At 71.4% G+C, this 25233-nt stretch carries 23 protein-coding genes; 8 read left to right on the top strand and 15 right to left on the bottom strand.

The annotated features are described in order from the left end of the window. Positions 1 to 171: 171 nt before the first annotated feature. The gene (locus BM085_RS09175; RefSeq protein WP_093886588.1) at positions 172 to 1506 is read right to left on the bottom strand and encodes a glycoside hydrolase family 6 protein; all 1335 of its coding nucleotides are present in this window, start codon (positions 1504 to 1506) and stop codon (positions 172 to 174) included. Positions 1507 to 1725: 219 nt separating this feature from the next. On the opposite strand from BM085_RS09175, the gene BM085_RS09170 reads away from it, so the two are divergent. Beyond that, entirely contained in the window at positions 1726 to 2715 is a 990-nt protein-coding gene (locus BM085_RS09170) for an LLM class flavin-dependent oxidoreductase (protein WP_093886587.1), read from the top strand. A 131-nt stretch (positions 2716 to 2846) separates the two neighbouring features. Continuing rightward, entirely contained in the window at positions 2847 to 3431 is a 585-nt protein-coding gene (locus tag BM085_RS09165) for a nucleosidase (protein ID WP_093886847.1), read from the top strand. A gap of 107 nt (positions 3432 to 3538) precedes the next feature. On the opposite strand, the gene BM085_RS09160 is transcribed toward BM085_RS09165, so the two are convergent. From BM085_RS09160 to BM085_RS09145, 4 genes are all read right to left on the bottom strand, one after another. Next, positions 3539 to 4696: an acyl-CoA dehydrogenase family protein gene (locus BM085_RS09160; protein ID WP_177245024.1), complete on the bottom strand. Its 1158-nt coding sequence runs from the start codon at positions 4694 to 4696 to the stop codon at positions 3539 to 3541. A gap of 2 nt (positions 4697 to 4698) precedes the next feature. After that, a complete protein-coding gene (locus BM085_RS09155) occupies positions 4699 to 5646 on the bottom strand; it encodes a hydroxymethylglutaryl-CoA lyase (protein ID WP_031164312.1) in 948 nt (315 codons plus the stop codon). Positions 5647 to 5716: 70 nt separating this feature from the next. Continuing rightward, positions 5717 to 7684 carry an acetyl/propionyl/methylcrotonyl-CoA carboxylase subunit alpha gene (locus tag BM085_RS09150; RefSeq protein WP_177245040.1) on the bottom strand — a complete coding sequence of 656 codons (1968 nt, stop codon included), beginning with the start codon at positions 7682 to 7684 and terminating at the stop codon, positions 5717 to 5719. Positions 7685 to 7739: 55 nt separating this feature from the next. Then, positions 7740 to 9308: a carboxyl transferase domain-containing protein gene (locus tag BM085_RS09145; RefSeq protein ID WP_012892862.1), complete on the bottom strand. Its 1569-nt coding sequence runs from the start codon at positions 9306 to 9308 to the stop codon at positions 7740 to 7742. An 89-nt stretch (positions 9309 to 9397) separates the two neighbouring features. Here BM085_RS09145 and BM085_RS09140 point away from each other — a divergent pair, with 89 nt between their 5' ends. Then, positions 9398 to 9997 (top strand): SACE_7040 family transcriptional regulator, encoded by a 600-nt coding sequence (locus BM085_RS09140; protein WP_093886584.1) that lies wholly within the window; start codon positions 9398 to 9400, stop codon positions 9995 to 9997. A 68-nt stretch (positions 9998 to 10065) separates the two neighbouring features. On the opposite strand, the gene BM085_RS09135 is transcribed toward BM085_RS09140, so the two are convergent. The 5 genes from BM085_RS09135 to BM085_RS09115 all read right to left on the bottom strand — a co-directional run bounded on the left by BM085_RS09135 (position 10066) and on the right by BM085_RS09115 (position 14150). Next, entirely contained in the window at positions 10066 to 10398 is a 333-nt protein-coding gene (locus BM085_RS09135; RefSeq protein ID WP_093886583.1) for a TraR/DksA family transcriptional regulator, read from the bottom strand. A gap of 306 nt (positions 10399 to 10704) precedes the next feature. Beyond that, positions 10705 to 11067 (bottom strand): TraR/DksA family transcriptional regulator, encoded by a 363-nt coding sequence (locus BM085_RS09130; protein ID WP_037934716.1) that lies wholly within the window; start codon positions 11065 to 11067, stop codon positions 10705 to 10707. A gap of 163 nt (positions 11068 to 11230) precedes the next feature. Next, complete coding sequence (locus BM085_RS09125) at positions 11231 to 11551, bottom strand: hypothetical protein (RefSeq protein WP_143120863.1); 321 nt, start codon at positions 11549 to 11551, stop codon at positions 11231 to 11233. A gap of 209 nt (positions 11552 to 11760) precedes the next feature. Next, the gene (locus BM085_RS09120) at positions 11761 to 12465 is read right to left on the bottom strand and encodes a hypothetical protein (protein ID WP_093886581.1); all 705 of its coding nucleotides are present in this window, start codon (positions 12463 to 12465) and stop codon (positions 11761 to 11763) included. A gap of 293 nt (positions 12466 to 12758) precedes the next feature. Further along, complete coding sequence (locus BM085_RS09115; RefSeq protein ID WP_143120862.1) at positions 12759 to 14150, bottom strand: hypothetical protein; 1392 nt, start codon at positions 14148 to 14150, stop codon at positions 12759 to 12761. A gap of 207 nt (positions 14151 to 14357) precedes the next feature. Between BM085_RS09115 and BM085_RS09110 the strand changes: the two genes are divergently transcribed. Continuing rightward, entirely contained in the window at positions 14358 to 16568 is a 2211-nt protein-coding gene (locus tag BM085_RS09110) for a thiamine pyrophosphate-dependent enzyme (RefSeq protein ID WP_093886579.1), read from the top strand. A gap of 105 nt (positions 16569 to 16673) precedes the next feature. On the opposite strand, the gene BM085_RS09105 is transcribed toward BM085_RS09110, so the two are convergent. Continuing rightward, entirely contained in the window at positions 16674 to 19841 is a 3168-nt protein-coding gene (locus BM085_RS09105) for a bifunctional cytochrome P450/NADPH--P450 reductase (protein ID WP_093886578.1), read from the bottom strand. A gap of 70 nt (positions 19842 to 19911) precedes the next feature. Next, complete coding sequence (locus BM085_RS09100; protein ID WP_093886577.1) at positions 19912 to 20541, bottom strand: TetR/AcrR family transcriptional regulator; 630 nt, start codon at positions 20539 to 20541, stop codon at positions 19912 to 19914. A 177-nt stretch (positions 20542 to 20718) separates the two neighbouring features. On the opposite strand from BM085_RS09100, the gene BM085_RS09095 reads away from it, so the two are divergent. From BM085_RS09095 to BM085_RS09085, 3 genes are all read left to right on the top strand, one after another. Further along, positions 20719 to 21204, top strand: a complete 486-nt coding sequence (locus BM085_RS09095) for a hypothetical protein (RefSeq protein ID WP_093886576.1) — start codon at positions 20719 to 20721, stop codon at positions 21202 to 21204. After that, on the top strand, positions 21201 to 21509 hold the full coding sequence (locus tag BM085_RS09090; protein WP_093886575.1) for a winged helix-turn-helix domain-containing protein: 309 nt from the start codon (positions 21201 to 21203) through the stop codon (positions 21507 to 21509). The genes BM085_RS09095 and BM085_RS09090 overlap by 4 nt, the downstream gene beginning before the upstream one ends. Positions 21510 to 21727: 218 nt before the next feature. Beyond that, positions 21728 to 22417, top strand: coding sequence for a hypothetical protein (locus tag BM085_RS09085; RefSeq protein WP_093886574.1), 690 nt, complete (start codon positions 21728 to 21730; stop codon positions 22415 to 22417). A gap of 257 nt (positions 22418 to 22674) precedes the next feature. On the opposite strand, the gene BM085_RS09080 is transcribed toward BM085_RS09085, so the two are convergent. From BM085_RS09080 to BM085_RS09070, 3 genes are read right to left on the bottom strand one after another with little or no spacing between them, the layout of a single operon-like run. After that, positions 22675 to 23817 (bottom strand): magnesium and cobalt transport protein CorA, encoded by a 1143-nt coding sequence (locus BM085_RS09080; RefSeq protein WP_218158664.1) that lies wholly within the window; start codon positions 23815 to 23817, stop codon positions 22675 to 22677. A gap of 10 nt (positions 23818 to 23827) precedes the next feature. Then, positions 23828 to 24304, bottom strand: coding sequence for a nuclear transport factor 2 family protein (locus tag BM085_RS09075; RefSeq protein ID WP_245789216.1), 477 nt, complete (start codon positions 24302 to 24304; stop codon positions 23828 to 23830). Positions 24305 to 24317: 13 nt separating this feature from the next. Next, positions 24318 to 24857 carry an amidohydrolase family protein gene (locus tag BM085_RS09070; protein ID WP_093886571.1) on the bottom strand — a complete coding sequence of 180 codons (540 nt, stop codon included), beginning with the start codon at positions 24855 to 24857 and terminating at the stop codon, positions 24318 to 24320. 74 nt (positions 24858 to 24931) lie between these two features. Here BM085_RS09070 and BM085_RS09065 point away from each other — a divergent pair, with 74 nt between their 5' ends. Further along, positions 24932 to 25162 carry a M50 family metallopeptidase gene (locus BM085_RS09065; protein WP_245789215.1) on the top strand — a complete coding sequence of 77 codons (231 nt, stop codon included), beginning with the start codon at positions 24932 to 24934 and terminating at the stop codon, positions 25160 to 25162. The last annotated feature ends 71 nt before the right edge of the window (positions 25163 to 25233 follow it).

Raw genomic sequence — 25233 nt, 5'->3', positions numbered from 1 at the left:
CAAGGCCGAGGCAGCAGTCTCCTGGGGAGTTCCTGATGATCGTCGCGCTGACGTCGTAGAAGGTGCCGAAGACCTCCCCGGGATGCTCGTGGGCGAGGTAGGCGAGGGCACGGCCGTTGGCCCGCCCGTCTGGAACTCCTCGGCGGGGATGAGCATGGCCGCGCCGCCGGGTCAGGCGGCGGCGCAGCCGACCGAGGACGGCACACCGTTGGTCCCGGACCAGCCGCCGGTGAAGCCGAAGGACGCCGAGGCGCCCGGGGAGAGAGCGCCGTTGTGGTCGGCGTTGCGCACCGAGACCTCGGCGCCGCTCTGGGTGTGCCGTCCGTTCCAGAGCTGAGTGACGCTCTGGCCGTTCGGGAAGGACCAACTCGCCGTCCAGCCCGCGATGGCCGCGCCGCCGGTGTTCTTCACCGTCACCTCCGCCTGGAAGCCGCCCTGCCAGGAGCCGACCAGCTTGTACGCGGCCGTGCACGCCTTCCCGCCGGTCGGGGTGGGAGTCGGCGTGGGGGTGACGGTGGGAGTCACCGTCGGGGTGGGAGTCGGCGTGGGCGGCGGGGCCGCGATGGCCAGGTCGTAGGCCCGCTGCGGCACGAACTGACCGGCGCCGGCGATACAGCCGTCGGCCTCGCCGGGCAGCTTGATCCAGAGGAACGCGTCGATCATCGGGTCACCGGTGCCGGTCGTGCTCGGCGTCCCGATCGCCCGGCCGCCCGGATCGCACCACTCGCTGCCCTGCGGGCCGTTGCCGTTGCGGCTGGTGTCGATCACCGCGCGCAGCCGGGAGACGCCGCTGGCGGAGATGACGCTCTTGGCGTAGGCCACCTCGGTGGAGCTCCAGCGGTAGTTGGAGACGTTGAGGGAGATGCCGTCGGCGCTGCCGGCGACATCCGCGGCCCTCAGCCGGGCCCCGGCCTCGGACGCGGACAGCCATCCCGAGTGCCCGATGTCGAAGTAGACCTTCGCCGACGCCGACCCGGCCTTCAGCTTCCTGCCCGCGTACGCCATGGAGGCGTTGGTCTCCTGCTGCTGGGAGGAGTTCATGCAGTTGGTCATGATCGGGAGCACGTCGGGCTCCAGCACGATCGTCGCGGGACGTCCCTGCAGGCCGGCCGCGAGCTCGTCGATCCACTGCCGGTAGGCCGCGTGGTTGGGCGCGCCGCCCGTGCTCGCGCCGCTGCAGTCCCGGTTGGGGATGTTGTAGACGACCAGGATGGGGGTCTTGCCTTCGCTCGCGGCGGCGCCGACGAACGCCGACACCTGCCCGCGCACCGCGGAGGTGTTGGTCGTGGTGAACCAGCGCGCCTGCGGGACGGCGGCGATCCGGTCGCGGATGACCGGCGTGCGGGAGTCTCCCGGATTGGCCGCGACCCACTTGGCCGCGCCGGTCTCGGGGTCGACGTAGAACGGGGAGTCGGCCGCGGACGCTCCGGAGGCCACGGACACCGCGGCACCGGTCGTGACGACCAGGGCCGCGCAGAGCACGGCCAGAATCGACCTTCTTGGCATGGAGGGGCTCCTTCGAGGGGGATATGGGAGCGCTCCCACAATAGCGGCACGGCAATTCCTGCATATAGTCCGAACTGCCGTCCGCCCACTCGCATCATCTCTGAGCTGTGCGGACACCGGCTGCGACCACTGAAAGTTTCACAGCGCGGCTCCGCCCGGACCCGGCCTTCCCGGCCGGCCCGGCCGGTCGCCGCCTCCCGCGATGAAAGGCTGTCGCCCATGAGCGTTCCACTGTCCATCCTCGACCTCGCGCACATTCCCGAGGGCAAGACGCCGCGCGACAGCTTCGACGCCAGCGTGTCCCTGGCCCGGCGCGCCGAAGAGTGGGGCTACCGGCGGATCTGGTACGCCGAGCACCACAACATGGCCACCATCGCGTCCTCGGCCACCAGCGTGCTCATCGCACACATCGCCGCGCGGACCCAGACGATCCGCCTCGGGGCCGGCGGCGTCATGCTCCCGAACCATTCCCCGCTGACCATCGCCGAGCAGTTCGGAACCCTCGAAACGCTCCATCCGGGACGTATCGACCTGGGCCTCGGACGGGCGCCGGGCAGCGACCAGCAGACCATGCGCGCCCTGCGCCGCGACCCGAGGTCCGCCGACGACTTCCCCCGGGACGTTCTGGAACTGCAGGGATACCTGAGGGGCGAGTCCCGGATCCCCGGCGTCGACGCGACGCCGGGAAAGGGCACCGACGTGCCGCTGTACATCCTCGGCTCCTCGCTGTTCGGGGCCAAGCTCGCCGCCGCGCTCGGACTTCCGTACTCCATCGCCTCCCACTTCGCCCCGGACGCGCTGGAGGAGGCGGTCGCCCTCTACCGGCGCGAGTTCGAGCCGTCCCGGCAGCTCGACCGGCCGTATGTCATCGCCGGGGTCAACGTCATGGCCGCGGACACCACCGCCGAGGCGCAGGAGCAGCTCCTGGCGGCGCGCCGCAACAGGGTGCAGCTGTTCTTCGGCAAGGACCGGACGTTCACCCCGGAGGAGGCGGACATGATCCTCCAGTCGCCCGCCGGGCGGCAGGTGCTGCGGATGACCAAGTACTCCGCCGTCGGCACCCCGGCCGAGGTGAGGGACTACCTCGACCGTTTCACCGAGCACGCCCAGGCCGACGAGCTCATCGTCGCCACCCAGGCGAGGGACACCGAAGCCTGGCTGCGCTCCTACGAGCTACTGGCGGACGTCAGCGGACTGGTCCCCGCCTGACGAAAGACCGCCCGCCCGTCCCCCTGCCGCCGGAGGTCCATCCCCGAGGGCACCCGGAGGGCCTACACCGCGGGCCGCCCGCCCGTCCCCCCGCCGCCGGAGCCACCGAACCGAGGATCTACCGTGTGACCATGGAACTCGTCGGGAGAATCACCGCTGACCGCCCGCTGCTCGTTCTCGCGGTCAAGGAGGAAGCGCAGTTCCTCGACACGGACCTACCGGTGCTGTTCACCGGTATGGGCAAGGTCAACGCAGCGGTCGCGCTGGCCGGTGCCCTCGCCCGGGGGCCCCGCCCCTCCCATGTCGTCAACCTGGGCACGGCAGGGGCGCTGCGCCCGGGATGGACGGGCACCCATGTCGTCGGCTCCGTGATCCAGCACGACCTGGACACCGACCTGCTGCGCACCCTCACCGGCGAGAGCTACGGAGCTGCACTGACCCTGAACGCCGACGGCGGCCCGGTCCTGGCGACCGGCGACGCCTTCATCGCCGACGAGGCGGCGCGCGAACGCCTCGCGGCCCGGGCCCACCTGGTCGACATGGAGGGCTACGCGCTGGCGACGGCCGCCGCCCGGGCAGGTGTCCCGCTCCGCATCGTCAAGCACGTCAGCGACGACGCGGGCGAAGGCGCGGCGAAGAGCTGGCGCGAGTCGGTGGCCGGCTGCGCCCGGGCCCTGGCCGACTGGGCCACCTTGCACATGACCGGCCGGCCCTGACCACGGGAGCAGGGCCGGCCCCGAGATCGTCTCCACGGCAGGCCCAGGCCCGCTCCCCGTCCCGCGTGTTCACGGCTCAGAGGGCAGCCAGGCCCGCGGTCCGCGGCTCAGAGGTCGGACAGGCCCAGCTCGCGGGCGATCAGCATGCGCTGGACCTCGCTGGTGCCCTCGCCGATCTCCAGGATCTTGGCGTCGCGGTAGAAGCGGCCGACGGGGTATTCGTTCATGAACCCGTAGCCGCCGAAGATCTGGGTGGCGTCGCGGGCGTTGTCCATGGCGGCGTCGCCGGCGACGAGCTTGGCGATGGCCGCCTCCTTCTTGAACGGCTCACCGGCCAGCATCCTCTCCGCCGCGTGGTAATAGGCCAGGCGCGCGGTGTGGGTGCGGACCTCCATGTCGGCGATCTTGAACTGGATGGCCTGGTAGTGGCCGATCGGGTGGCCGAACGCCTGGCGCTCGCGCACGTAGCGCAGGGACTCGTCCACGCAGCCCTGGGCCAGCCCGACCGAGAGGGCGGCGATCGCGACGCGGCCCTCGTCGAGGGTCTGCAGGAACTGCGCGTAGCCGCGGCCCCGCTCGCCGAGCAGGTTCTCCGCCGGGACCCGGCAGTCGGAGAAGGAGAGCTCCCGGGTGTCGGAGCAGTTCCAGCCGACCTTGGAGTACTTCTTCGAGACGGTGAAACCCGGCGTCCCGGACGGGACCAGGATCGTGGAGATCTCCTTCTTGCCGTCGGCGCGCTCGCCGGTGATGGCGGCCACGCCCACGACACCGGTGATGTCGGTGCCGGAGTTGGTGATGAAGGCCTTCGAGCCGTTGATCACCCACTCGTCCCCGTCCAGCACGGCCGTGGTCCGCATGCCGCCGGGCACGTCGGAGCCGCCGCCCGGCTCGGTCAGGCCGAACGCGCCCAGCATCTCGCCCGACGTCAGCCGGGGAAGCCACGTGGCGCGCTGCTCCGCCGTGCCGAAGCGGTAGATCGGCATCGCGCCCAGCGACACCGCGGCCTCCACGGTGATGGAGACGCTGGAGTCGACCCTCGCCAGCTCCTCCAGGACCAGGCAGAGCGCGAAGTAGTCGCCGCCCATGCCGCCGTACTCCTCGGGGATCGGCAGCCCGAACAGGCCCATCGCGCCCATCTGCCGGACGATGTCGTAGGGGAACTCCGCACGCTCGTAGAGGTCCCCGATCACCGGGGCCACCACGTCGCGGGCGAACGCCTCGACGGTCTTGCGCAGGTCCTCGTACTCGTCGTTGAGCTTGGGCATCGTCACTCCTTGACGTCTTGATCGGTCGCCGGGGCCGTTCCCAGTGCCTGGACGACCCGCGAGGGACTGGGGCGGCCGAGCTTCGCGGCCAGCCAGGTGCTGGTCTCCACCAGCGATTCGAGGTTCAGCCCGGTCTCGACCCCGAGGCCGTGCAGCATCCACACCAGGTCCTCGGTGGCGAGGTTGCCGGTGGCGCTCTCGGCGTACGGGCAACCTCCGATGCCTCCGGTGGAGGCGTCCACCACGGTCACACCCGCCTGGAGGGCGGCGAGGGTGTTGGCCAGCGCCTGGCCGTAGGTGTCGTGGAAGTGCACGGCGAGCCGGGAAGGGCCGCCGAAGGCCTCGATCAGCGCGCTCACGTGGCCGGGGGTGCCGACGCCGACGGTGTCGCCGAGCGACAGCTCGGAGCAGCCCAGGTCGAGGAGCCTGCGGCCCACGGCGACCACCTGGCCGGCCGGCGTCGGACCCTCCCAGGGGTCGCCGAAGCACATCGACACGTACGCCCTGACCGTGAGGCCGTGGTCCAGCGCCCGTGCGACCACCGGTTCGAACATCTCGAACTGCGACTCCAGCGTCCGGTTGAGGTTCTTGCGGGCGAAGGTCTCGGTGGCGCTGGCGAAGACGGCGATCTCCCGGACGCCGTGCTCCAGCGCCCGGTCGAGACCCCGTTGGTTCGGCACGAGCACCGGGTAGCGCACGCCGGGGACCCGCTCCAGGCCGGCCAGCAGCTCCGAGGCGTCGGCCAGCTGGGGCACCCACGTGGGGTGCACGAAGCTGGTCGTCTCGATCACCCGGTGCCCCGCGGCGGCCAGCCGGGCGACGAACTCGGCCTTGACCTCGACGGGGACGATCGCCGACTCGTTCTGCAGCCCGTCCCTGGGCCCGACCTCGTAGATCGTGACCCGCTCCGGCAGCCCCGCCGCCGGAATCCGGTACGGCTCGCGCATCATGACTCCTCCGTCCCCGGCCGCTCCGCCGCGACTCCCCGTCCCACCGCCGGGATCCCGTACGGCTCGCGCATCACGATTCTCCGTCCCGGTGGACGACCGCCAGCACGGCGTCCATGTCGACCGCCTGGCCGGTGCGGACCGGCAGCTCGGCGACGACCCCGCCGACCGGCGCGGTCACGGTGTGCTCCATCTTCATCGCCTCGACGATGAGCAGCGGCTGCCCTTCGGCGACCTGCTCGCCCGCGCTCACCTTGACCACCAGGACCGTGCCGGGCATCGGGCTGCGGACCACCCCGTCCCCGGCGCCGCCGGCGCCCGCCCGGTCACCGGGATCGCCCAGGTGGTGGCGGGTGAGCGCCCAGGCGTCGCCGTCCCGGCCGAGCCAGACGGTGTCGCCGTCCCGGGCGACGGCGTAGCGCCGCCGGGCTCCGCCGAGGGTGACCAGCAGGTCGTCGCCGTCGGCCGACAGCCTCGCCCGCAGGGCCGTCCGGGCGTCGTCTCCGGGCAGGGCCACCTCGGCTCCCTCCCCGGGCAGGCCGCGCACCCGGACCTCGATCACGCCGTCGCGGCCCTCCAGCCGCCAGGTGGTCCAGGCGGCCTCACCCAGCCGCCAGCCGTCGGGCACCTCCCACGGGTCGGCCGGCGTCACAGGCACGCGCTCGTGGTGCAGGACCAGGGCCGCCGTGGCCAGGACGTCGCCGGGGACGGCCTCGCGGGAGACCAACGCGTCGAGGTGACGTTCGACCAGGCCGGTGTCGAGGTCTCCGGCGGCCACCTCCGGGTGGGTGACCAGCGCGCGCAGGAAGGCGATGTTGGTCGGCACGCCCAGCACGGTCGTCGCGGCGAGCGCCCCGTCCAGCCGGCGCAGCGCGCTCGCCCGGTCCGGCCCCCAGGCGATGACCTTGGACAGCATCGGGTCGTAGTCGCTGCCGACCACACCGCCGGCCATCAGGCTGGAATCCACCCGGACGTCGCCGGGCTCGTGCAGCGCGAGGACCCGCCCGCCGGTCGGCAGGAAGCCCCGGGAGGGGTCCTCGGCGTAGACGCGGGCCTCGACGGCGTGGCCGCGCAGCCGTACCTCGTCCTGGGCGAGCGGGAGCGGCTCGCCGGCCGCCACCCTGAGCTGGAGCTCGACCAGGTCCAGGCCGGTGACCAGCTCGGTGACCGGGTGCTCGACCTGGAGCCGGGTGTTCATCTCCATGAAGTAGTAGTCGCCGGTCGCGCCCTGGACGATGAACTCCACCGTCCCCGCCCCGACGTAGCCGACGGACCTGGCGGCCTCGACCGCGGCCGCGCCCATGCTCGCCCTGGTCGCGGCGTCGAGCAACGGGGACGGGGCCTCCTCGATGATCTTCTGGTGGCGGCGCTGGAGACTGCACTCGCGCTCGCCCAGGTGGATGACGTTGCCGTGCGTGTCGGCCATCACCTGGATCTCGATGTGCCGGGGGTTCTCCACGAACCGCTCGATCAGCAGGGTCGCGTCGCCGAACGCGGCGGCCGCCGTACGGCGGGCGGACTCCAGCGCGTCCGGCAGCTCGGCGGCCGCGCGCACCAGCACCATGCCCTTGCCGCCGCCCCCCGCCGAGGGTTTGATCAGCGCCGGGAAGCCGACCCGCTCGGCGGCGGCGACCAGGTCGTCGCCGGGTTCGGCGCCTCCGGGGACGACGGGCACCCCCGCCGCCGAGACGGTGGCCTTGGCGCGGATCTTGTCGCCCATGGCCTCGATGGCCTCCGGCGGCGGGCCGACGAACACCAGCCCGGCCTCGGCGCACCGCCGCGCGAAGGCGGTGTTCTCCGCCAGGAATCCGTATCCCGGGTGCACGGCCTGCGCTCCGGTCGCCGCGGCGGCGTCCAGGATCCGGTCGATGTCGAGGTAGCCGCCGCCGAGCCGTACGGCGATGTCGGCCTCGCGGACGTGCCGCGCTCCGGCGTCGGCGTCGCTGTGCACGGCGACGGAGCGGATGCCCAGTTTCCTGAGCGTGCGGATGATCCGGAGGGCGATCTCGCCCCGGTTGGCGATGAGAACGGTGTGGAACATCATGAGCGGCCCCCGCGAGGCGGCTGGGGAGCGGGTGGGTGAGTCATGGGTGCGGTCACATCCGGAAGACGCCGTAGCCGACGGGTTCGAGGGGGGCGTTGGCCGAGGCGGACAGGGCCAGGCCGAGGACGGTGCGGGTGTCGAGAGGGTCGATGACGCCGTCGTCCCACAGGCGGGCGGTGGAGTAGTAGGGGTTGCCCTGGTCCTCGTACTGCCTGCGGATGGCGTCGGGGTCGGCGTTGCCGACCGTGGAGAGCACGTTCGCGGCCTGCTCGCCGCCCATCACCGAGATGCGCGCGTTGGGCCACATCCACAGGAACCGGGGCGAGTAGGCGCGCCCGGCCATCGCGTAGTTGCCCGCGCCGAACGAGCCGCCGACGACCACGGTGAACTTGGGCACCCGGGCGCAGGCGACGGCGGTGACCATCTTGGCGCCGTGTTTGGCGATGCCGGCGGCCTCGTACGCCTTGCCGACCATGAACCCGCTGATGTTCTGCAGGAACACCAGGGGCACGGCGCGGCGGTCGCACAGCTCGATGAAGTGCGCGCCCTTGAGCGCGGACTCGCCGAACAGGATGCCGTTGTTGGCGATGATCCCGACCGGGTGGCCGTGGATGTGGGCGAAGCCGGTGACGAGCGTGGCGCCGTACTCGGCCTTGAACTCCAGGAACCGGCTGCCGTCCACGACCCGGGCGATGATCTCGCGCACGTCGTACGGCGTGCGGGTGTCGGCGGGGACGATCCCGTAGAGGTCGCGCGGGTCGTGCGCCGGCTCCTCGGCGGGGACGCGCTCCCACGGGGACGGGGGGCGCGGCGCGAGGGTGGCCACGATGTCGCGGACGATCCTGAGCGCGTGCGGGTCGTCCTCGGCGAGGTGGTCGGTGACGCCGCTGACGCGGGCGTGCAGGTCGCCGCCGCCCAGTTCCTCGGCGGTGACCTCCTCCCCGGTCGCCGCCTTCACCAGCGGCGGGCCGCCGAGGAAGATCGTGCCCTGGTTGCGGACGATCACCGCCTCGTCGCTCATCGCCGGGACGTAGGCGCCGCCCGCCGTGCAGGAGCCGAGCACCGCGGCGATCTGCGGGATGCCGCGCGCCGACATGGTGGCCTGGTTGTAGAAGATGCGGCCGAAGTGCTCGCGGTCGGGGAAGACCTCGTCCTGCTTGGGCAGGAACGCGCCGCCGGAGTCGACGAGGTAGACGCACGGCAGGTTGTTGTGGAGGGCGACCTCCTGGGCCCGCAGGTGCTTCTTGACCGTGACGGGATAGTAGGTGCCGCCCTTGACCGTGGCGTCGTTGGCGACGACCACGCATTCGCGGCCGGAGACCCGGCCCACTCCGGTGATGATCCCGGCTGCGGGGGCCTCGTCGCCGTAGAGCCCGGTGGCGGCGAGCTGGGAGAGCTCCAGGAAGCGCGAGCCCGGATCGAGCAGGGCGTCCACCCGGTCGCGGGGCAGCAGCTTGCCGCGCGACACGTGCCTGGCCCGGGACTTCTCCGGACCGCCCAGCCCGGCGACCGCGAGCCGCTCCCTCAGGTCCGCGGCCAGGCGCTCGTTGACCTCCGCGTTGCCCTTGAACCCCTCGCCACCCGGGTCGCAGGCGCTCCGCAGCACCGGCCAGCCACTCATGTGAGCCCCCTTGTCCGGCTCCGTCGCCGTGGGTTAACGGTTGCTAACTCCGCTCCCGATGTTAGTCATCATTAACCTCACCGTCTACCATGCGAGGTGTGACGACTGCCCAGCCACTCACCCGCGGTCGCGGATCACGGCGCGCGGAGATCCTGGAGGCGGCCGCCGCGCTGTTCGCGGCCCGCGGCTTCCACGGCACCTCCATCGAGGACATCGGCGGCGCGGTCGGCACCTCGGGCCCCGCCCTCTACCGGCACTTCAGCGGCAAGGAGGCCCTGCTGGCGGAGATGCTGCTGGACGTCAGCGAGCGCCTGCACACCTCGGCGGCCAACCGCGTGACCGAGGCTCCGGACGCCGAGCACGCCCTGGACGCGCTGCTCACCGGTCAGATCGAGTTCGCGCTCAGCCACCCCGCGCTGATCACCGTGCACGACCGCGAGCTCGGCAACGTCCCCGAGCCCGCCCGCCGGCAGATCCGCCGCCTGCAGCGGCTCTACGTGGAGGAGTGGGTCACCGTGCTGAGCGAGCTCTACCCGGGCTGCCCCCCGCCACGCCTGCGCGCCGCCACCCACGCCGTCTTCGGCCTGCTCAACTCCACCCCGCACAGTGCGGGCGAGCTCGACCCGGAGGCGATGGCCGGGCTGCTGCGGAGCATGGCCCGCGCGGCGCTCGCGCGGGCCCAGAGTTAGGGATCTTTAACGTTCATCGGTCTCGGGTGCCCGCGGCCGCCTCGCCGGCGGCCACGGGCACCTGAGTCTCAGCGGGTCTCGTGACGGCGCTGGCACAGCATGCAGAAGCGGGCGAGAGGACGGGCCTTCAGCCGCTCGAAGGGGATCGCCAGCCCACAGCCGTCACAGCGGCCGTAGGTCAGCTCGGTGACGTCCTGAAGTGCCTGGCGCACGACGGCGAGGTTCCGCTCGGCGGAGACGATGTCGGCGAGGATCCCCGACTTCGTCGAGACCTCCACCGCGTCGTCGTTCACCGCGGTCTCCAGGTCGGTCAGCTGCCTGGTCCAGCGGAACAGCTGTCCCTCCAGTTCCTCGCGGACGATGTCGAGCTGGACGCTGCTGAGGTGGGTGTCGACGGACATGATGCTTTGGTCCTTTCGGGAAATGGGGCATGCGGGAAGTGAGGTGGGGAAGGCGCGCCGGCGGGCCGGGCGGCGGCATGGCGGCAGCGGCGGACCGGCTCGGAGGCCGGGACCGCTCCGGCCGGACGGGGTCCGGCTCGATGAGACCCGGCCCGCCCCGGTCCGGGGCGACATGAACCAGCACGAGTCAGCCCGAACCGAACCGAACCGACTCGACTCGACTCGAAGCTGTCTGAACCGGCCACGGGCTGTGGCGCGGGCAGGCCGGGAGCGCCCTGGGTCAGCGCCGCGTGTCAGCGCCGCGTGTCAGCGCCGCGCGGTGTGCCCGCAGACGGCGCAGTGCCGGGCATGGGGGGCACGGCGCAGCCGTTCCAGCGCGATGAACGCCCCGCACCGGAGGCAGGTGCCGTAGAGCCCGAAGTCCAGCCGTTCGATCGCCGCCTCGATCTCGGCGACGGCCTTCCTGGCGCGCTCGGCACGCCTCCAGGCGAGCGGGACCGGCCCGTCCGCCGTCGCGGGTCCCGGCACCTGGTCACACTCGGTGAGGGAGTCCCGCTCCGCCCGCGCGGCGGCGAGCCGCTCGTGCAGTAGGGCGCGCAACTCCTCCAGCTGCGCGGTGTGCCGCCGGTACTCCTCCAGCAGCCTGCTTGCCGATCTGATGTCACCCATGACGACATCGACTCCTTGAATGACTCACCGTGGCGCGGGCCGGTGACGGCCCGCCGGGGTGAAAGCCGGATCTCGGGCACGCGCGGGCGTACGGCGGCGCATGACCCGGGGAACTCCTGTACCGGGCCCACGGCCCGGCGGAGATCGGAAAAGGGGAGGGAGTCTAGGAAGGCGGCGGGCTACGCAGGGTGACGATCCGCTGGACACCGCGCCGGGGGTTGGCCGCCGGGCCCGCGTTCAGCCAGGCGAGCAGCACGAGGACGGAGGCCACCGCCATGGCGCTCACGCCGAGGAGATGGCGGAGCTGTCCCACCGTCGGCAGGTGCTCCGTACCGCCCGGGACGAGCCTCGGCGCGGTCGACGGGTGCGCGCCGGCGGTCTGGGGAATCCAGAGGCTGGTGTCGGCGTCGGCGGGACGCCACCCGCCGGACCACGAGGAAGGGGCCACGGCCGACAGCACGACCGCGAGAACAAGGCCCACCACGGCCGCTGCGGCAGTGGGCCTGGGTGTGACCCACCGCGGTTCCCTCATCATCTCGACCATAGCCCACCCCCCGCGAAAGGGCACTCCACGCGACGGCCGGGTTTCCCCGCCCCTCTCCCGCGCCCCGGCCCGGCACCGCGCCCACATGACGGGGATCGCCGCCCCGCGCCCCGGGCGGCCACGCGGAGGAGGTGAGCCTGAGGGAAAAGTCACATGGGCAGGGGGGCGGAGCTGCCCGCCGAAGGGGCCCCCGCCATCGGCCGGGAGGCCGGGGCGGGCTGCATGGGCAGCGGCACCAGCGACACGCAGTCGTACTGAGGGCACGGCGTGGTGACGCACTGCTTGGGTGAGGGCACGCAGATGTGGCCCGGACCGCAGCCGGCCGTCGCGCACGGCGACGTGGGCGGGCACAGGCCGCCGCCGAACTTGATGTCCTTCCAGGTGACGGAGCCGATGGAGACGGACCCGATGGCGACGGCCGGCAGCTGGGCCGGCTGGACGGCGGGTGCGGCGGGCGACTGCTCGGGCCCCGGGACGGCGGGGGCGACGGGGGGCGGAGTGACCTCCGGCGCGGCGGGCTCGGCAGGCACGGCGGGTGCAGCGGGCACGGCAGGATCAGCGACCTCCGCGACCTCGGCAGGATCGGCGGCCTTGGCAGGCGCGGCAGGACCGGCGGGCTCAGCGGCAGGATCGGCGGGCTCGGCGGGCTCGGCGGGCTCAGCAGGATCGGCGGCCTTGGCAGGCGCAGCAGGCACGGCGGGCTCAGCGGCCTTGGCAGGCGCGACAGGCTCAGCGGGCGCGACGGCCTCGGCGGGTGCGGCCGGCGGCGGTCCGGCCGCCCCGGCGCCGGTCACCCCGGTCAGCGGCCCGGCCGCGACGCCCATGACCAGGATCAGGATCACTTTCCGCAGCATTTATCCCCCAGTTGTCATGATCGGCTCTGACTTCCAGAGAGATGCTCGCACCGGCCATGCCTGCTCCGGGCAAAGCGAATCTCAGCAAGCCGGATGGCTTGCCGAGAGCCGCTCGGCGCCGTCGCACCGGAGGTTTCCGTCAGGCGCGCCGCCCGGGACATGCCGTTCCACGGGGGCGACACCGTCGCACGGGGCCAGTCGCACGGGGACATGAGAGCGGCCCGGGTGCTCGAGCACCCGGGCCGCCGTCTGTTGTCAGGCCCGCTCACGGGGAGCGGGTCCCGATCTCACCGTCAGCGCCTGACGACGCGGACGTAGTCACTCCGGCTGGAGTCGCCGTAGAAGTCGCCGTCACCCTTGAAGACGAACTTCCAGTAACCGGACTTGTAGGTCCTGGCCTTGGTGTAGAGGTTGCCGCTGCCGTTGGACCGCGTGGTCTTGACGTAGCTCCACTTGTGCGAGCCCTTGGCCTTGAAGTACAGCGCGACCTTGCCGCGGTAGCCCTCCCAGCCCGAGGAGTCGTCCACCTGGAGCTTGCCGGTGAACTTCAGGTAGCGGCCGTAGCGGCCGGGCTCCGGCGAGGCGTTGAACTTGACGACGCGGCTGGCGGCGCGCTCCGGCTCCGGCTGGGGCCGGGCGACCGTCACGTGGTCGGCGCCGCTGCTGCTGCCCCTGACATCGTCGTCGCCGGCGAACACGGCACGCCAGTGACCGGAACGCCTGGCCGTCACGTCGGCGCCGAAGCGGCCGTCGCGGTCGGTCCAGTCGCGGGCCACGTCGTCCCACCGGGACGAGCCGTCGGCGCGGAACAGGATGGCGACCTTCTTGCCCGCGTAGCCGTCCCAGCCGTGCCGGGTGTCGAGCTGCAGGCGTCCGCGGACGCTCAGCCTGTCACCCTCGTCCACCGGGTCGGGCCGGGCGCCGAAGTCGACGATCCGGCTGTCGACGACCTTGGGGGCGACCTTGACGTCGACCCGGTCGGTGTCGCTCACCGAGGCGCGGGCGCCGCCGTTGCCGGCGAACTCCGCACGCCACCAGCCGGTGGCGTCGGCCTTGACCCTGGCCTTGAACCAGCCGCTGCGGCCGGTCCCGACCTTGGCGACGTGCCGGTAGGCGTCGGTGCCCTTCTCCCGGAAGGTGATCGTCACGGACTGGCCGCCGTATCCGCTCCAGCCACCGCTGTCACGCAGCAGTTTGCCGGAGACCTCGATGCCGGCGCCCTTGGCGACGTCGTCGGGAGAGGCGTCGAAGTCGACGATCTTGGTGTCGAGGGCCTTCCTGACGTCGACGGCGAACTTGCCGCGCGCCGAGTCCTCCTTGCCGTCGCCGCTGTGGGCGATCGCGAGGAAGCTCCACTGCCCGGCGGTGCTCTTGGCGTCGAACGTCTTGGACGCGGTCCACTTGGTCTCGGTGCCGTGCGGGCTGGGCTTCAGGTCGAGCGAGGTCCAGACGCCGACGCCCGGCGCCTTGATCTGGAACTCGGCCTTGCCCGCGGCGGTCGTGGTGAAGCTGAACTTCGCCGTGACCGGTGATCCGGTCACCACGACCGGGTTGGGGGCGATCTCCACATTGGAGACGACAGGATCCGCTGAGGTTCCCGCCGCAGCCGTCGCGGAAGGAGCGAGAGCGAAGGCTCCGGCTCCCATGGCCACCGCGACGATGACGGCTCGGGTGCGTTGCAACATTCGGGTTGTCCATCCTCCCCGTTGGCTGAACGCGGCATGAGGGTGCCACGTTGCTTCTCTCAAGTAGACGTACAGAGAAGGCAATTGGTTGATAGATCTGACAAGTTGTTATTAATAACTGTCGAATAGGACCGGTCCATCGCCTCTTTAAGGCCGAAAGACCTCAACGCCGGGGACGGGAAGCGTCGGGGGGGACATAATCGAGCTGTGGCGCGCGACACTGTTGAGACTCATTTCGCCGAGGCGGTGACCGCCCTCTCCCCCGGGGCCCCGCGTGATCCCGGCATGCCCGTACGGGAGGGGACGACCCTGACCGGGGCCCGATGCCGCGAACTGTTCGAGTTCCAGCTCGGCAGCAGGCTCCTGGACGTCACCTCGCGCTGGCTGCGCGAGCAGGGCGAGGGTTTCTACACCATCGGCTCGGCCGGGCACGAGGGCAACGTCGCGGTGGCGGCGGCGGTCCGTGTCACCGATCCCGCCCTGCTGCACTACCGCTCGGGGGCCTTCTACCTGGCCCGGTCCGTGATGGCGGGGCGCCTGCCCGAGGAGGGGCTGCGCGACGTCCTGCTGGGCCTGACCGCCTCCGCGGAGGAGCCGATGGCGGGCGGCCGTCACAAGGTCTTCGGCCACCCCGACCTGGCGGTGATCCCGCAGACCTCCACGATCGCCAGCCACCTGCCGCGCGCGGTGGGCGTGGCCTTCGCCATCGAGCGCGCCCGGCAGCTCGGCCTGGCGGGCGCGTGGCCCGGCGACGCGATCGCGGTGTGCGGCTTCGGCGACGCCTCGGCCAACCACGCCAGCGCCCTGTCCGGGCTCAACACCGCCGCCTACGCCTCCTACCAGGGGCTGGCCATGCCGGTGCTGTTCGTCTGCGAGGACAACGGCCTGGGCATCAGCGTGCGGACCCCGGACGGCTGGGTGGCGGCCGCCCGCCACCGGCTGCTGGAATACTTCGAGGCCGACGGCTGCGACCTGGCCGACGTCCACGACGTGGCGAGAGCCGCCGCCGAGCACGTCCGCAGGCACCGCTCCCCCGCCCTGCTGCGCATCGGCACCGTCCGACTGATGGGCCACGCCGGCTCCGACGTGGAGCTGTCCTACCGGACCAAGCGGGAGATCAACGCCGACCTGGCGCGCGACCCGCTCGTCGCCACCGCCCGCCTGCTCGTCGAGGCGGGCCTGACCACGCCCGACGAGCTGCTGACCCGCTACGAGACGACGCGCGAGCACCTGTTCAAGATGGCCATGGAGAGCTCCCGGCGCTCCCGGCTGACCTCGGCCGTCGAGATCATGGAGCCCCTCGCCCCCCGCACCCCCGAGGCCGTCGCCCCGGCCAGCACCGTGGCCGCGGCTTCGAGGGAGAAGGCCTTCGGCGGCAGGCTGCCCGAGCTGGAGGGCCCGCTGACCCTCTCCCAGGCGATCAACCGGACCCTGGCCGACACCCTGGCCGCCCACCCCGACGTGCTGGTCTTCGGCGAGGACGTGGCCCGCAAGGGCGGCGTCTACGGCGTCACCCGCGGCCTGCAGAAACGCTTCGGCGCGGGCCGGGTGTTCGACACGCTCCTCGACGAGCAGGCCGTGCTCGGCCTGGCGCTGGGGTCGGGCGTCTCCGGGCTGCTGCCGGTGCCCGAGATCCAGTATCTGGCCTACCTGCACAACGCGCTGGACCAGATCCGGGGCGAGGCCGCGACGCTGTCGTTCTTCTCCCGAGGGGCCTTTCGCAACCCGATGGTGGTCCGCGTCGCCTCCTACGCCTACCAGAAGGGCTTCGGGGGCCACTTCCACAACGACAACTCCGTCGCCGCGCTGCGCGACATCCCCGGCCTGGTCGTCGCCTCTCCCGCCCGCCCCGACGACGCGGCCTCGATGCTGCGCACCTGCCTGGCCGCCGCCCGCACCGACGGCAGCGTCTGCGTCTTCCTCGAACCGATCGCCCTCTACAACACCCGCGACCTGTTCGACGACGGCGACAACGGCTGGCTCTCGCCGTACGCGCCGCCGGCCCGCTGGGCGGAGACGCACATCCCGATCGGCCGCGCCCGCAGTTACGGCGACGGCCGTGACCTGACCATCGTGACCTTCGGCAACGGCGTTCGGATGAGCCTGCGCGCCGCGGTCAGGCTCACCGCGGAGGGATACAGCTGCCGGGTGCTGGATCTGCGCTGGCTGTCGCCGCTCCCGATCGACGACCTGCTGCACGCGGCGGAGCTGACCGGCAAGGTGCTGATCGCCGACGAGACCCGGCGCACCGGCGGCGTCTCGGAGAGCATCGTCGCCGAGCTGCTCGACGCCGGTTTCACCGGCAGGATCGCCCGGGTGACCTCCGCCGACAGCTTCATCCCGCTGGGCGACGCCTCCAGGCACGTGCTGCTGTCGGAGGGCGAGATCGAGGACGCCGCCCGCAAGCTGCTGGGCTGAGCGCTCGCGAGGCGGGCCGCGGGCCGTCGTGCGGGGATCGCCGGCTCACGGCCGCGTCGCCGGCGGGGTGACCCGCCGGTCGGCGCGGCCGGATCGACGGTGGGATCATCCGAAGACGTCGGACACGTACCTGCCGTTCCTTTCGACCTCGGCGATCCACGCGGTCGCCTCCTCGCCGGTGCCGCCCGTCGCGTCCTGGTAGATCCTGACGAGGTTCTCCCGTACGGCGGGCGCCATGTGCCGGCCGTCGCCGCAGACGTAGACCGTGGCGCCCCGCCGGAAGAGATCGCGGACGCGGTCACGCTCCCGCCAGACGCGGTGCTGGACGAACGTCACCTCCTCCTCCGGCTGGTGGGTGAAGGCCGGCAGCACCCGGACCACGCCGTCGGCCTCCCACCGTGCCAGCTCCTCGCGGTAGAGGAAGTCCACGTCGGGGTGGTCGCAGCCGAAGAACAGCAGCGTCTCCCCGACCGGCTCGCCGGCCGCCTTCCGCAGGGCCCGATCCTGGACGAAGCCGCGGAAGGGCGCGATCCCGGTGCCGGCGGCGATCATGATGACCGGCGTGTCGTTCGAGGCCGGAGGCTGGAACGGGACGTTCGGCCGCCGGACGGCGACCGGCACCCGGTCTCCCGGGCGCAGCCGGGCGAGGTAGGTGGACGAGATGCCGCGGAACCTGCCCACGCCGGACAGGGCGGGGGCGTCCACCACGCCCACCGTCAGGGTGCAGTGCGCCGGGTTCCAGCGCGGAGACGACGAGATGGAGTACTGCCGGACCCTCATCGCGGGCAGCATGTCCAGGAACTCCCCGAAGGGCATGTCGAGCGAGGGGTAGGTGTCGAGCAGGTCGAGCACGCTCACCCGCTTGTCCAGGATCTCCTGCCGGTGCCGTCCGGGGTCGCCGGCCAGGGCCGACAGGCGGACGCGGTCCGGCGGGCACTGGGCGTGCTCCGCGAGCCGTTCGAGGTCCTTGCGCGTCGCCGGAGCCGACAGCTCGACGTGGTGGCCGAGGAGTTCCCGCACGGAGAGGGGCTGCCCGGTCGGCAGCGACGCGGCCATGGCGCCCCGGCTGGAGTGCAGGACGACGGCGGCGTCGGCCTGGATCCCGAACCGCCGGGCCGCCCGCTCGACCAGCTCGGGATGGTTCTCGGGAAGGACGGTGAGGTAGTCGCCGGTCTGGTAGGTCGTGCCCTCGGGAAGGGCGAACTCGATGTGCCGCTTGGAGCGCCCCAGAGGGGATCCCACGTCGACCAGCTCCCGGTTCTCCACGACGGTGGCCAGCCCGAGCCGGTTCTGCGCCACCAGCTCGGCGCTCGGCGAGGGGATCACCTCGACCTCGTACAGCGGGCCGGTCTCGACCTCGCCCTCCTTGACGCCGAGGCTCTCGCCGAGCCTCTCCCAGAACGGGGCGTACCAGCGTTCGAAGTCGCCGAAGAAGTCGCCGCCGGCGTCCGCCTCGCCCCGGGCGACGACCCGCTGGGCGCCGGCGTCGCGGAGCCTCTCGTCGATCATGGTGGGGACGGCCTGGTAGGTGGACAGCCAGTCGCGGCTGCCGCACCCGAAGACGGCGTACCGTACGCCCTCCAGCGCGCCCGGCGGGACGTCGGAGAGCCAGGCGACGAAGTCGCGCGCGTTGTCCGGCGGCCGGCCGTTGTAGGAGGCGGTCACGACGACTACCGCCCCCTCGGCGGGGAGTCTGCCCACGTGCTCGTCGAGCGGGGCCACCCGGACGGTGTATCCCCGGGCGGCGCCGTCACCCGCGACGCGCCGGGCGAACGCCTCGGACGCGCCGGAGTTGGAGCCGTACAGCAGCAGCAGCGGGGTGCCGTGCGCGGTGACCGGCCTGTCCTGCGGCGGGGCCGACGGCTCGGGCGCGGGGGCCGGCCGTTCGACGGCCTGCCGGACACGGGCGCGGATGCGCAGCCCCTCGGGCTTGAGGGTCAGCGTCTCCTTGACCTTGAGGTCGTACGGCCGCGGTGTCCAGAACTCGAACCGCTGCAGCAGCATCGACAGCACCAGCGTCGCCTCCTGGAGCGCGAACGCCCGCCCGATGCAGGAGCGGCTGCCGTTGCCGAACGGCAGCCACGCCTTGTCGGGGAGGTTCTCCCGGGCGCCCGGCGCGAACCGGGCGGGGTCGAACCGCTCGGGCTCGGCCCACACGGAGGGGTCACGGTGCAGGGAGGGCGTGAGCACGAACAGCACGTCGCCCTTCTTGAGCGGGTAGCGCTCGGCGAGCACCGTGTCGTGTTTGGCGTGTACGGCGAACGCCGGCGCGGTCGGGTACAGCCGGAGCGTCTCGCGCAGGATCTGGTCGATGGAGCCGAGCTGGGAGAGGTGCTCGAAGCGCGGCGTCTCCGCGCCGAGCACGCGGTCGACCTCGTCGCGGGCGTGGCGGAGGACGTCGGGGTTGTCCAGCAGCAGGTGGACGGCGAACGACAGCAGGCCGCTCGTCGTCTCGTGCCCGGCGATCAGGAAGGTGACGAGCTGGTTTCTGATGTTGGCGTCGTCGAGCCGCTCCCCCGTCCTGGGGTCGGCGGCGCTGAGCATCAGGCCGAGCAGGTCGCGCGGGGCCTCGCCGGGATCGGCCTGCCTGCGCCGGGCGATGAGCTCGTCGCAGACGTCGTGCATGAGCGCGGCGTCGGCCTCGTACTGCCGCCGGCTGACGAACATGAGCTTGTTCTGCAGCGGCACGCGCCGGGACCGGCCCCCCGCCTCGCTGAGGGCCCGGACCATCGCGTCGATGAAGGGGTGCATCTCCCGCTGGTAGAAGGAGTTGAAGCGGTAGCCGAACCCGCTGAGCGCGATCGTGTCGAGCGTCAGGCGGGTCATGTTGTCGGCCACGTCGATGTCCTGGTCGGCGCCCAGGCGCTCCCACTTGGTCAGCATCTGGTCGGCGATGTCGATCATGTCGTCGAAGTAGTTCCGCATCGCGGCGGGGCCGAACGCCGGCATCAGGATCCGGTGGGCCCTGGCCCAGTTGGGCTCCTCTCCGTAGGCGGTGAACAGCCCGTCTCCGGCGAAGTCGCGGATGTGCTCCAGCGGCCCGTGCACGTGCTTGTCGAAGCGCGACTCGTCACAGGCCTCCGCCACCAGCTCGCGCGAGCTCAGGATGAGCATCTCCCTCCCGGGGACGCTCATGCGGAAGACGGGCCCCAGGTCGGCGGCGAGCCTCATCATGCTCTGCACCGGCGCGTCGGAGTCGATCTCGAGCGCGTTGCCGACGATGGGGCGCATCGGAGGCTGGGGGATCCTGGTGGATCCGGCGTGGTCGGTCATGTCTGTTTCTCTCCCCCGGAAAGAAGTGGTGGTGATCGGTGCGGCGACGTCACGGGGACGCCGGCCGCGCTCACGCCCGGGCCGCGGCGATCCGCTCCGCCACCGAGGCCGCCCGGCCGGCCGGTACGCCCGCCGCGATGAGGCACGCGGTCGCCGCGGCCACGGCGCCGCCGTTCTCCCAGGCCCCGTCGTTCACCGCCTGGAGCAGTCCCAGCGTCATCGACTCCACGGCGTAGGACAGCGCCGGCGCCGGCAGGTGGTCGCTGAACACGCCGAGCCGCTGCCCGTTCTCCAGCAGCTCGGCGGCCTTCTCCCGGACGGGACGGAGCAGCTCGTGGATCCCGGCGCTGGTCAGGTTCCGCTGGGCCAGTGCGATGAGCAGCCGGTAGCGGTCGCCGACCTCCCAGACGGCCAGCGTGAAGCGGGCCATCGCCTCGTCGGGCGAGTCGGCGTCGGCCTGGCCGCGGTGGAAGGCCTCGGTGACCTCGCGCGCCGCCTGCTGGGCGATGCCGTCGATCAGGGCGTCCCGGCTGGGGAAGTGCCCGTAGAGCGTGCGCCGGACGACCCCCGCCGCGCGGGCGACGTCGTCCATGCTCGCCTGGGGGTTACGGCTCAGCTCCTGTGCGGCGACCGCCAGGATGCGCAGCCTGTTCGACCGCGCCCGGGCACCGCCCGTGGCGACCGTGTCCAGGACGGCCATGCGACTACCCCCTTCAACTGCCCATATATCGGTATTTGCACACTGCTGTGCAGTTAACCAAATTGCTCAACGATGTGCAAATCGGCGGCACTCTCGAACGGGGTAGCCCTGGAAAATACTTGACGGATTGGAAAGTAGAAAGTACTTTCCAATCAGGAAAGAACTAGGGAGTAGATCATGCACATCACCCCCGAAGACGCCGCGCGGACGCTGGCCCAGGTCCACGAGACGCAGCACCGAGCCCTTCGCTCCGCACCGCCGATGTTCCCTGCCTGGTACCCGGTGGCGGTCTGGCTCTTCGTCACCGGCATGCAGTTCGTCACCGAGGTCACGCCCGCGCGGTGGCTCTGGATCGCCGTGCCGGCCCTGACGGCCGGCCTCGCCGTCGCCGTGCTCAAGTTCGTGAGAGACGTCCGGAACGCGAACCTGCGCCCTCACCCCTCCGTGGTGGATCCATGGGCGTGGGCCGGCTTCGCGGCCTGGATGATCGCCACCGGCGCCGGGGGCGCCGCGCTGGCGTGGTGGTTCACGGGGACCGACATCGCCTACCCGCGCACCCTCATGGGCGTGATCATGACCGCGGTCGCGGCGGTCACCGCCCCCCTCCTGGCCCGGTGGATGTCCACCCGGACCGCTCGCAGGGCAGGGACGACGCAGCGATGACGCCGCAGCTCAACCCGGTGATCCACGCGCCGACCCGGCTGCAGATCGTCTCGCTGCTGGCGGCCGCCGACGAGGCCGAGTTCGCCTTCGTACGCGACAACCTGGACATCAGCGACTCGGTGCTGTCCAAGCACGCGAGCGCCCTGGAGGCGGCCGGCTACGTGAAGATCCGCAAGGGACACGTCGGCAAGCGCCCGAGGACGTGGTTCAGCCTCACCCGCGAAGGGCGCGCGGCCTACACCGCCCACGTCGCCGCCCTCCAGGCCATCGTCGCCCAGTCCGGCCTCTCGGTCCTGCCCGGCTGAGATCTCACGGCCGGGCTTGCCGCCCCCCATGCCTCATATTTCGGAAATATCCGAACGGTCACTTTTGGCCGCCAAACTCGCCGCCGACGCCGGAACGGTCGAGGACCTCCGGGAAACCCGGAATGATTCAACCCAAAAAATCAACAGATTGATTTACTGTTTCATGACGAAGCACATGGAGGGTCGGTCGTTTTATTTCACACACGGAGGGTCGGTCGATGGTTTCCGTCAATCAGGGAGCTTGGGTTCCCGGCAGCGACAATTACCACTACGGCTACAACTCGCTCCCCAACCTCCCGATCACCGGCGCCCCCGCCGACGCCAACTTCCGGCGCTGGTCAGTGCTGCACGACGGCACCCTCTACCGCCTGTACGCCTTCCGAGGCAGCAGCCGCGACACGCTGTACCAGTTCGCCTGGGACGGCACGTCGTACGCCTACGGCTACCACTCGATCCCGGTGCTCACGCTGACGGGCGTGCCGGCGGACGCCGACAGCGGCAGCGTCTCGCTCCTGCACAGCGGCGGGGCCTACCACGCCTACCTGCACAGGCTCGGTGACCCCGGCACCCTGTACCAGTTCGTCTGGGTGCCGGGCACGGCGACCTACCAGTGGTCCTACGGCGAGCACGCCCCCGCCCTGCGGGTCACCGGCTTCCCGCCCGACACCGACTGGTCGCGCTGGTCGATGCTGCACGACGGCACCGCCTACCGGATCTACGCCTTCCATTACGGGTGCGACGACAGGATCTCCCAGGGCTCGTGGAACGGCGACGCGGCGGAATACCAGTACGGCCACAACTCGATTCCCCAGCTCAATCTGAAGGACTTCCCCGACACCAGCGACACCGGCCGGGTGGCGATGTTGCACGACGGCACCGACTACCGCTTCTACTTCCAGACGCGGTAGCCGCCTTCCTGTCAGGAGCGTCCGATGAGACCCCTCCGCGCGACCCGGAAATGCCCTGGACATATCGCATTCCAGGGCATTTCATTCGCCGACAGAGCGCCGACTGCCCGCAATACAGCTAAATGCAGTATTTGCATTTTTGCGATTCACCGTTCTCATGGGTGACGGCGTGCGCGTGTCCTGAGTGACGGCGTGCGCGGCGGACGCGGGAGGAGCCCAGGCCCGCGCCCGGACGGAACCCACGGCCCGGCGGAGGCCTACAGCCAGTCCCGGCGCTTGAACACCACGTAGAGGGTCGTGCAGACGCCCGCCATCAGCAGCACCGCGAACGGGTAGCCCAGATCCCAGTGGATCTCGGGCATGTCGTCGAAGTTCATGCCGTAGATGGTGCCGACGAGGGTGGGGGCGAACAGGATGGCGGCCCAGGCGGAGATCTTCTTGACCTCCTCGTTCTGGGCGTTGCTGGCCTCGGTGAGATTGGTCATGTGCTCGTTCTGGGCCTGGGCGACCATGGTCGAGTTGACCACGAGGATGTCGTGAAGCATCTGGCGGAAGCCGCTGACCCGCTCCGCCACGGTGATCGCGTGGTCGGCGACGTCGCGCAGGTATCTCTGCAGCTCCTGGTCCACCCCGTACTTGGCCGCCCCCGCGATGAATCCCTCGATCATGCCGAGCAGCGGCCCCGTGGCCCGCTGGAACTCGATCACCTCGCGCGAGAGCTCGTAGATGCGGCGGGAGACGCCGGGCTCGTTGCCGAAGACCTGGACCTCGATCTCGTCGATGTCGTTCTGCAGGCCCGCGACGACCGGGGCGTAGCCGTCCACGACCGCGTCCATGATGGCGTAGAGCACCGCCTGCGGGCCCTGGCCGAGCAGCTCGGGATCGCCCTCCATGCGCCGGCGGACCTGGGACAGGTCGGGGGCCTCGCTGTGCCGTACGGTGATCACGAAGTTCCGGCCGACGAAGAGGTGCAGCTCGCCGAAGTCGACCTCTTCGGCCTCGTCGACGTATCTGGCCGGGCGGAGCACCACGAACAGCGTGTCCTCGTAGCGGTCGGCCTTGGGCCGCTGATGGGCGACGATGGCGTCCTCGACCGCCAGTTCGTGCAGGTCGAACTCCTCCGCGACGTTGAGGATCACCGCGTCCTCGGGCCGGTAGAAGCCGATCCAGGCCATGCTGTCGGGGGTGTTCTTCAGGCACTCGAACGCCTCGGGCAGCGATCCGGGGGTGGCCGTCCGCCGCCCGTTCACGTAGATCGCGTTGTCGATGACGTGCGACCGGGGCGAAGGCGGCTCGTCGCCGGCGGAGCGCGGGTCCATCGACCGTTCGGGAGAGTCCCGCACCGCTCCGGAACGCCCGCGCATCAGGCTCCGCACGCCCCTCATCCGCCGATCAGCCACGTCCCACTCCTCATCCGACGTTCATGAACTCCTCCAGCGACCGCATCGCCCTACCCCGGATCGTCGCCCGGAACATCGGGGTCCAGCCGAAGAAGAGCCCCACCGGCCGGCCCAGGGCCATCTTGGACCAGTGCTTGAAGTCGAACTCGTCGTGGTGCCGGATGATCAGGCCGCCCTCGAACCGGAACAGCGCGTCGATCTCGTTGACGACCTCCCTGCCCGTCCTGCCGAAGGTGTAACGGGCCGTCCAGTGCGCCGAGCCGTCGTGGTCGCGCGCGCTGACGTCCCGGACGGCCACCCCGATGTCACGGTTGCGGCCGAGCAGCATCCGCCACATGCCCATGACCCTGTCGCGGCCCTCCAGCTCCTGGAAGACGGGGTCACCGAACGTGACCTCGGGGTGGTAGCAGCGCTCCATCGCGTCGGGGTCACAGCGTCCGAAGGCGTCGTAGAAAGTCCTGATGAGCACGGCGTTCTGGTCGTTCACGCGGGTCCCCCGATCATCGTTCTCCCGGCGACCGGGTGTCATCGGGAGAAAGACCAAGCAGATCGGCGGCGCTGTCCCAGCACACCGCCCGCAGCCAGTCCTCGCCGAGGCCGAGGCGGTTCAGCGCGTGGATCTGGTGTGCGTAGGGGTGGGGGATGTTCGGGAAGTCGCTGCCGAGCAGGACCTTACCCGCCAGGCCGAGGTCACGCAGCCGCGGCCCGAGGCGAGCGGGGAACGGCATGCGGCGCTCGGCGAAGTCGGTGAAGGTCATCGTGGTGTCGAGCCGTACGTTCGCGAAGGTCTCCGCCATCCCGAAGAACTCCTCGTACTCCGGCATGCCGAGGCGCGCGACCCGCTCCTCCACGGGCATCCGGTAGTGGATCGGCCACCCCGCCCCCATCAGCGGTCCGCCGTTCTCGAAGTGGTGCCAGACCCGGCGCTCCATGCGCTCGGGCAGGAAGTGGACGTGCACGTCCGCCAGACCCGGCAGGCCCAGACCTCGCCACCAGGCGGGGACGTCGGCGTCGACCGGTTCCGGAATGATGCTCTGCACATCCACGACTTTATCGCCAGCACACCGGATGTCATGGGACGCTTTGCTCCGACGCCGTGAAGGAGAAGTGATCGTTGTCCGAGGTCTGGGTCACTCTGACCACGCCCCAGGCGGGGCCGCCGCTGTGGATCGTGCTGCTGGCCGCGCTGGCGGCGCTGGCCGTGGTGACGTGGTCCGCCTCGTGGCAGCTGTCCCGGGGTCTGATCACGATCGCGCACGAGGGCGGGCACGCGCTGGCGGCGCTGCTCACCCGGCGCAAGCTGCAGGGCATCCGGCTGCACTCCGACACGTCGGACTTGCGATAGCCCAAACCGTCTCAATATCCTGGTGACACCACTCAGACACCAGGAGTCAGTTTGCGCGTGCTGGCAGTGAA

Origin of the sequence: Streptosporangium canum, from assembly GCF_900113865.1 — a bacterium.
GTDB classification, from domain to species: Bacteria; Actinomycetota; Actinomycetes; order Streptosporangiales; family Streptosporangiaceae; genus Streptosporangium; species Streptosporangium canum.
This window is presented reverse-complemented; position numbering and strand designations above follow the sequence as displayed.

What these genes read in the sequence shown, in the direction of transcription:
- BM085_RS09175 (WP_093886588.1), bottom strand. Translation starts at nt 1,506, where the DNA reads ATGCCAAGAAGGTCGATTCTGGCCGTGCTCTGCGCGGCCCTGGTCGTC.
- BM085_RS09170 (WP_093886587.1), top strand. Translation starts at nt 1,726, where the DNA reads ATGAGCGTTCCACTGTCCATCCTCGACCTCGCGCACATTCCCGAGGGC.
- BM085_RS09165 (WP_093886847.1), top strand. Translation starts at nt 2,847, where the DNA reads ATGGAACTCGTCGGGAGAATCACCGCTGACCGCCCGCTGCTCGTTCTC.
- BM085_RS09160 (WP_177245024.1), bottom strand. Translation starts at nt 4,696, where the DNA reads ATGCCCAAGCTCAACGACGAGTACGAGGACCTGCGCAAGACCGTCGAG.
- BM085_RS09155 (WP_031164312.1), bottom strand. Translation starts at nt 5,646, where the DNA reads ATGATGCGCGAGCCGTACCGGATTCCGGCGGCGGGGCTGCCGGAGCGG.
- BM085_RS09150 (WP_177245040.1), bottom strand. Translation starts at nt 7,684, where the DNA reads ATGTTCCACACCGTTCTCATCGCCAACCGGGGCGAGATCGCCCTCCGG.
- BM085_RS09145 (WP_012892862.1), bottom strand. Translation starts at nt 9,308, where the DNA reads ATGAGTGGCTGGCCGGTGCTGCGGAGCGCCTGCGACCCGGGTGGCGAG.
- BM085_RS09140 (WP_093886584.1), top strand. Translation starts at nt 9,398, where the DNA reads ATGCGAGGTGTGACGACTGCCCAGCCACTCACCCGCGGTCGCGGATCA.
- BM085_RS09135 (WP_093886583.1), bottom strand. Translation starts at nt 10,398, where the DNA reads ATGTCCGTCGACACCCACCTCAGCAGCGTCCAGCTCGACATCGTCCGC.
- BM085_RS09130 (WP_037934716.1), bottom strand. Translation starts at nt 11,067, where the DNA reads ATGGGTGACATCAGATCGGCAAGCAGGCTGCTGGAGGAGTACCGGCGG.
- BM085_RS09120 (WP_093886581.1), bottom strand. Translation starts at nt 12,465, where the DNA reads ATGCTGCGGAAAGTGATCCTGATCCTGGTCATGGGCGTCGCGGCCGGG.
- BM085_RS09115 (WP_143120862.1), bottom strand. Translation starts at nt 14,150, where the DNA reads ATGTTGCAACGCACCCGAGCCGTCATCGTCGCGGTGGCCATGGGAGCC.
- BM085_RS09105 (WP_093886578.1), bottom strand. Translation starts at nt 19,841, where the DNA reads ATGACCGACCACGCCGGATCCACCAGGATCCCCCAGCCTCCGATGCGC.
- BM085_RS09100 (WP_093886577.1), bottom strand. Translation starts at nt 20,541, where the DNA reads ATGGCCGTCCTGGACACGGTCGCCACGGGCGGTGCCCGGGCGCGGTCG.
- BM085_RS09095 (WP_093886576.1), top strand. Translation starts at nt 20,719, where the DNA reads ATGCACATCACCCCCGAAGACGCCGCGCGGACGCTGGCCCAGGTCCAC.
- BM085_RS09090 (WP_093886575.1), top strand. Translation starts at nt 21,201, where the DNA reads ATGACGCCGCAGCTCAACCCGGTGATCCACGCGCCGACCCGGCTGCAG.
- BM085_RS09085 (WP_093886574.1), top strand. Translation starts at nt 21,728, where the DNA reads ATGGTTTCCGTCAATCAGGGAGCTTGGGTTCCCGGCAGCGACAATTAC.